Source organism: Streptomyces sp. NPDC002896, from assembly GCF_040295225.1.
Taxonomy (GTDB): Bacteria; Actinomycetota; Actinomycetes; order Streptomycetales; family Streptomycetaceae; genus Streptomyces.
Genome location: NZ_JBEOVA010000059.1, coordinates 22,738 through 28,768, shown reverse-complemented (window position 1 = coordinate 28,768; position 6,031 = coordinate 22,738). Strand labels below are relative to the sequence as shown.

5 protein-coding genes are annotated in these 6,031 nt (G+C 68.1%); 4 read left to right on the top strand and 1 reads right to left on the bottom strand.

Translation table 11 applies throughout. The annotated features are described in order from the left end of the window. On the top strand, nt 1–99 hold a 99-nt coding region (locus ABT009_RS44985), incomplete at its 5' end, for an acyl-CoA dehydrogenase family protein (protein WP_155525297.1). A 57-nt stretch (nt 100–156) separates the two neighbouring features. Here ABT009_RS44985 and yicI read toward each other — a convergent pair. Then, nucleotides 157–2,433, bottom strand: coding sequence for an alpha-xylosidase (gene yicI, locus ABT009_RS44980; RefSeq protein ID WP_351308425.1), 2,277 nt, complete (start codon nt 2,431–2,433; stop codon nt 157–159). A 501-nt stretch (nt 2,434–2,934) separates the two neighbouring features. On the opposite strand from yicI, the gene ABT009_RS44975 reads away from it, so the two are divergent. From ABT009_RS44975 to ABT009_RS44965, 3 genes are read left to right on the top strand one after another with little or no spacing between them, the layout of a single operon-like run. Next, nucleotides 2,935–4,194, top strand: coding sequence for an ABC transporter substrate-binding protein (locus ABT009_RS44975; RefSeq protein WP_351308423.1), 1,260 nt, complete (start codon nt 2,935–2,937; stop codon nt 4,192–4,194). Between the two features lie 11 nt (nt 4,195–4,205). Beyond that, complete coding sequence (locus tag ABT009_RS44970; protein WP_351308420.1) at nt 4,206–5,168, top strand: carbohydrate ABC transporter permease; 963 nt, start codon at nt 4,206–4,208, stop codon at nt 5,166–5,168. A 5-nt stretch (nt 5,169–5,173) separates the two neighbouring features. Then, complete coding sequence (locus ABT009_RS44965; RefSeq protein ID WP_351308418.1) at nt 5,174–6,028, top strand: carbohydrate ABC transporter permease; 855 nt, start codon at nt 5,174–5,176, stop codon at nt 6,026–6,028. Nucleotides 6,029–6,031: the final 3 nt, after the last annotated feature.

Here is a 6,031-nt window from a genome sequence, read left to right as displayed (position 1 = left end):
TACCCGGTGGAGCGCATGATGCGCGACGCGAAGATCACCCAGATCTACGAGGGCACCAACCAGGTCCAGCGCATCGTCATGGCACGCAACCTGCCCTGACCGGGCGGCTCTGCTCTGACCGGTGGGCCCGGTCAGAGCAGAGGTTCAACCCGGGCCTCAGCCCAGGCGCACAACCACCTCGCCCGCACCCTCCGCCGAGGCACCACCCGGCACCTCCACACGGAACGCCCTGTCCGTGCCGTGCGCGGTGACCCGCAGCACCTCGTCCTCGCGCACAACGCGGTACGTCGCCGCGGGGGCGCCGGTGTGGTCGGGGACCGTGACCTCGGCCTCGTACGCGGGGGAGTCGGCGGGGTGGACGCGCAGAGTCAGGCCGTCCAGCCAGTCGCCGTCCGGGCGCTGGTCGTCCGAGCCGAGCGCGAGCACGGCGCCCTCGCGCACGTACAGCGGCAGGCTGTCGAAGCCGTGCTGCTCGGTACGCCACACCGGGCCGGTGACCGTCTCTCCGGTCAGCAGATGCGTCCAGGTGCCCTCGGGCAGGTAGTACTCGACATCGCCCGCGGCGGTGAAGACGGGTGCCACGAGCAGGTCGGGGCCGAGCATGTACTGGCGGTCGAGGGTGCGGCACGTCGGGTCCTGGGGGAAGTCCAGGAGCATCGGCCGCATCATGGGGACGCCGGTGCGGTGGGCCTCGACGGCGGCACCGTACAGATACGGCATCAGCCGGTGCTTGAGCAGCGTGAACTGCCGGGCCACGTCGACCGCTTCGTCACCGAACTCCCACGGCACCCGGTACGACGACGACCCGTGCAGGCGGCTGTGCGAGGACAGCAGGCCGAACGCCAGCCAGCGCTTGAAGACCTCCGGGTCCGGCGTGCCCTCGAACCCGCCGATGTCGTGGCTCCAGAACCCGAAGCCGGACAGGCCAAGGGACAGGCCGCCGCGCAGCGACTCGGCCATGGCCTCGAAGGAGGCCCAGCAGTCGCCGCCCCAGTGCACGGGGAACTGCTGTCCGCCGGCCGTGGCGGAGCGGGCGAAGAGGACGGCCTCGCCCTGGCCGCGCTCCTTCTCCAGGAGTTCGAAGACGGTGCGGTTGTACAGCTGGGTGTAGTAGTTGTGCATGCGCTCCGGGTCGGAGCCGTCGTGCCACACCACATCGGTGGGGATGCGCTCGCCGAAGTCCGTCTTGAATCCGTCGACGCCCTGGTCAAGGAGGACCTTCAGCTTCGACTGGAACCAGGCGCAGGCCTCCGGGTTGGTGAAGTCGACCAGGCCCATGCCGGCCTGCCACAGGTCCCACTGCCAGACGTCGCCGTCGGCCGTGCGCACGAGGTAGCCCTTCTCGGCGGCTTCGTCGAAGAGCGCGGACTTCTGTGCGATGTAGGGGTTGATCCAGACGCAGATCCGCAGGCCACGCTCCTTGAGCCGAGCGAGCATCCCGACCGGGTCGGGGAAGACCTCCGGGTCCCACTCGAAGTCGGACCACTGGTACTCGCGCATCCAGAAGCAGTCGAAGTGGAACACGGTGAGCGGGATGCCGCGCTCGGCCATGCCGTCCACGAAGGACGTCACCGTCTTCTCGTCGTACGACGTGGTGAACGAGGTTGTCAGCCACAGCCCGAACGACCAGGCCGGCGGCAGCGCGGCACGCCCGGTCAGCGCCGTGTACCGGCTGAGCACGTCCTTCGGCGACGGCCCGGCGACGACGTAGTACTCCAGCGTCTGGTCCTCGACGCTGAACTGCACCTGGCCCACCGACTCCGAGCCGACCTCGAAGGAGACCGCGCCGGGGTGGTTGACGAAGACGCCGTAGCCGCGCGAGGAGAGGTAGAAGGGGATGTTCTTGTACGCCTGCTCGCTGCTGGTGCCGCCGTCGGCCTGCCACATGTCGACGATCTGGCCGTTCTTCACGTACGGGGTGAAGCGCTCGCCGAGGCCGTAGACGTTCTCGCCGACACCGAGGGCCAGCTGGGCCAGCATGTGGTGGGAGCCGTCGCCGGTCGTGACGAAGCCGATGCCCCGGTGCCCGGCCGAGGTGAGTTCGCGGCCGTCCTCGCCGAGGAACTTCAAGGCCCAGGGTGCCGCCGTGTCGAGCCGCAGCGTGAGGGGGCCGCTGACGAGCTCGGTCACCGGCCCGTCGCGGTGCACGCGTCCCGCGCCCCCGTTCAGGTCCGCTCCGGGCAGCTCGAAGTCCGGTCCGCGATGACGCCGTCCGGCGTGGTGCGTGACGCGTACCCCGATCACGCCCTCGGCCGGTGAGAAGCAGTCGACGGAGATCAGGGCCGAGTTGAGGGTGTCGCCCCGGCGCTGCACCCGCTTGACGGAGGCGTACGCCGTGAAACGGTCGGCGGTGGCGCGCACGTCGCGCACCTCGGTGGCGTATGAGGCGCGGACTCCGTCACGCATGAGCCAGAAGCCGTCGGTGAACTTCATGATCGTCCTCGGTTGGGCGCGGCAGGTGCAGCCGAGGAGGCATACGGCGCTCGCCTCTCGGGTGGCGTGGTGGCGTACCCGGACTTCCTGCCAGCGGGTTTGGTCGTACTCAGAACAAATCGCAGGGCAATGGACAGCCTCTGGCCCTGGTCTCGTATCACAAGGCAGCGTGCCCTGGCTGGGGCGACGCTATCAGCGTCGGAGCCCTCTGTCGAAGCGCTTCGATTACGGCTCTGCTCCTCTATCACAAGGCAGCGTGTCTGACTGTGACGACCGTATCAGCGTTGGGGTCTGGTGTCGAAGCGCTTCGATGACCTATTAGTAATCGATGTAAACAAACGAAGACCCGGGCCGGATCGGTCGCCTGCTCGGTCTTCGTCGACCTCCATCCGTCGACCCAGCGCCGTGCAGAACTGCCGGAGCCGCACGCGCGCAGACACCCACCCGCCGGGACACGGGCGTCCCCGCAGGCCGGCACTCCTCCCACGCAAGGGCACCACCGTGACAGCACACCCTCAGGCCGCCGCGCGCCCACCGCGGCGGCGTTCCAGGCGGGCTCTGGTCCCGCTCACCGTCGTCTCCGCGCTCGTCGCCACCGCCGGGCTCACCGGCTGCGGCCAGCAGCGGGACGCCGACGTCTACACGCTTCTGAACTCGTCGACCGACGAGTCGTACCACCGCTGGGACGGCGACACGCTCGCCCGCTGCAGCAAGCAGCTGGGCGTGACCATCGAGCAGCAGAGCGTGCCGGCCGCTCAGCTCATGACGAAGGCGCTGCGCATGGCGTCCTCGAAGTCGCTGCCGGACATCGTCCAGTTCGACGGCTCCGAGATGCCCACGTTCGCCGAGACCGGCGGGCTGATGGACCTCGAGAAGCTCGGTGTGTCCACCGAGGACATCCCGCAGGGCATCGTCGACTACGGCTCCTACAAGGGCACGTACTACGGGGCCGCGCGCACGGTGAACACCCTTGCGCTGTTCTACAACAAGGACATCCTCGACAAGGCGGGCCTGAAGGTGCCCACCACCTGGGCCGAGATGCGCGAGACCGCCAAGAAGCTCACCCAGGGCGGCCAGTACGGCATCGCGCTGAGCGCGGGCGGCGCGGAGGACGGCGTCTACCAGTTCACGCCGTTCATGTGGTCCAACGGCGGCGACGAGACCGACCTGGACAGCCCCGAGGTTGTCCAGGCGCTGGACTACTGGAAGGCCCTGATCAGGGACGGTTCGCTGTCGAAGTCCACGGTCAACTGGACCCAGGCGGACGTCAACGACCAGTTCATGGCCGGCAACGCCGCCATGATGATCAACGGTCCGTGGCAGGTGGAGACCCTCAACACCAAGAAGGACCTCCACTGGGGCATCGCGCAGATCCCCGTCCCCGAGAAGGGCGACGACTCCGTGGGCCCGCTCGGCGGCGGCATGCTGACCATCCCGAACATCGGTGACACCGAGCGGGAGAAGATGTCCGCCCGGATCATCACCTGCATGACCAGCGAGCAGGAGGAGATCACCTACGCGCTGAACAGCTGGATGATCCCGGCCAACCAGAAGGCCGCGGACACCTGGCGCGAGAAGGTTCCCGAGCTCAGCTCACTGGCCGACCAGGTGGCCACCGCCCGGTCGCGCACCGCCAAGCTCGGCGCCGGCTGGTCCTCCGTGTCGCTGGCGCTGCAGAGCGCTTTCCAGGCGGCCCTCACCGGCCAGGACAGCGAAGCCGTCCTGAAGAAGGCCCAGCAGCGTGTCGCGAGCGGGAACTGAGGTACGTACAGATGTCGACTACCAATGCTGCTTCCCGCCCCGTCACGTCCGTACCGGAGACCATCCGGTCCACCAGCAAGAAGGCCGGCCCCGCGAGCGTCAAGCGCCGCCGGTCGATCGCCCAGTGGGGATTCGTCGCCCCCGCGGTGATCTTCATGGTGCTGTTCTTCGGATACCCGCTCGTCCGCAACATCGTGATGAGCTTCCAGGACTACTCCCCGTCCACCTTCTTCACCGGTAAGGCCCCGTTCAACGGGTTCGACAACTGGACGAAGGTCTTCCAGGAGGACCTGTTCGGCAAGGCCCTGTGGCAGACCATCGTCTTCACGATCGGCTCGCTGCTCGGCCAGTTCTGCATCGGCCTGGCCCTCGCGGTCTTCTTCAACCGCCACTTCCCGCTGGGCGGCCTGCTCCGCTCGCTCATCCTGCTGCCGTGGCTGGTGCCCATGGTCGTCTCCGGCATCGTCTGGCGGCGCATCCTCGACCAGGACACCGGCGTCCTCAACTCGTTCCTCGGCCTCTTCGGCCTGGGCCACACCCCCTGGCTGACCAGCACGAACGTGGCGCTGCTCGCAGTCGTCCTGGTCAACATCTGGATCGGCATCCCGTTCAACATGGTGATCCTCTACGGCGGCCTCCAGGAGATCCCGAAGGAGCTCTACGAGGCGGCCTCGCTGGACGGCGCCTCCGCCTGGCGTACCTTCCGCTCCATCACCCTGCCGCTGCTCAAGCCCGTCATCACCGTGGTCCTGGTGCTCGGCTTCATGTCGACCGTCAAGATCCTCGACCTGATCCTCGCCCTCACCGACGGCGGCCCCGCCGACTCCACCCAGACCCTGGGCACCCTCACGTACCAGAACTCCTTCGTCCAGCTGGACTTCGGAGCCGGTGCCGTGGTCGGCAACGTCCTGATCCTGATCTCCGCCGTCTTCGCGGTGTTCTACCTGCGGGCCAACCGCAACGAGGGGAAGTGACCGGCATGGCGACCACCACCCGCACCGCCGCCGTCCCGCCCACGGCCGTCAACAAGCCCAGGCGCCGCTGGGGCGCCACCGCCTTCGGCGTCGTCGTCCTGTGCGTGATGCTGTTCCCGCTGTACTGGATGGTCAACACCGCGCTGCAGCCCGAGTCCGGACTGCTCGAGGTGGACCCGGTCCCTAGCAGCCTCGACTTCTCCGGCTTCAGCTCCGCCATCACCGAACAGGGCACCAACCTGCTGACCTCGCTCGCCGTCGCACTCGGCGCCGTGGTCATCTGCCTGGCGATCTCCGCACCCGCCGCCTACGGGCTCGCCCAGTTCCGGCTGCCCGGCACCAAGGCGATCGTCTTCGGCACGCTCATCACCCAGATGGTGCCGGGCATCGTCATCGCCAACGCCCTCTACAGCGCATACGTCGACCTCGGGCTGGTCAACTCGTACTTCGGCCTGATGCTCGCCGACGCCTCGCTCGGCATCCCGTTCGCGATCGTGCTGATGCGCTCCTTCATGGTGGCCATCCCCAGGGAGGTCATCGAGGCCGCGCAGGTCGACGGCGCGGGCCGGGTCCGCACCTTCGTCCAGGTGGTGCTGCCGATGAGCCGCAACTCCCTCATCACGGCCGGTCTGTTCTCCTTCCTGTACGCGTGGAGCGACTTCATGTTCGCCCTCACGCTGAACACCACGGACGACGTGAAGCCGATCACGCTGGGCATCTACCAGTACATCGGCGCCCACGTCGGCGACTGGGGCTCGGTCATGGCGGCGTCCGTGCTGTCGGCCGTCCCGGCCGCGATCCTGCTCGTCCTCGCCCAGAAGTACATCGCAGCCGGCATCACCGGCGGATCCGTCAAGTAAAGG

Bases quoted from the DNA above. Each gene is read 5' to 3' on its own strand.
- yicI (WP_351308425.1), bottom strand. From the start codon at position 2,433: ATGAAGTTCACCGACGGCTTCTGGCTCATGCGTGACGGAGTCCGCGCC.
- ABT009_RS44970 (WP_351308420.1), top strand. From the start codon at position 4,206: ATGTCGACTACCAATGCTGCTTCCCGCCCCGTCACGTCCGTACCGGAG.
- ABT009_RS44965 (WP_351308418.1), top strand. From the start codon at position 5,174: ATGGCGACCACCACCCGCACCGCCGCCGTCCCGCCCACGGCCGTCAAC.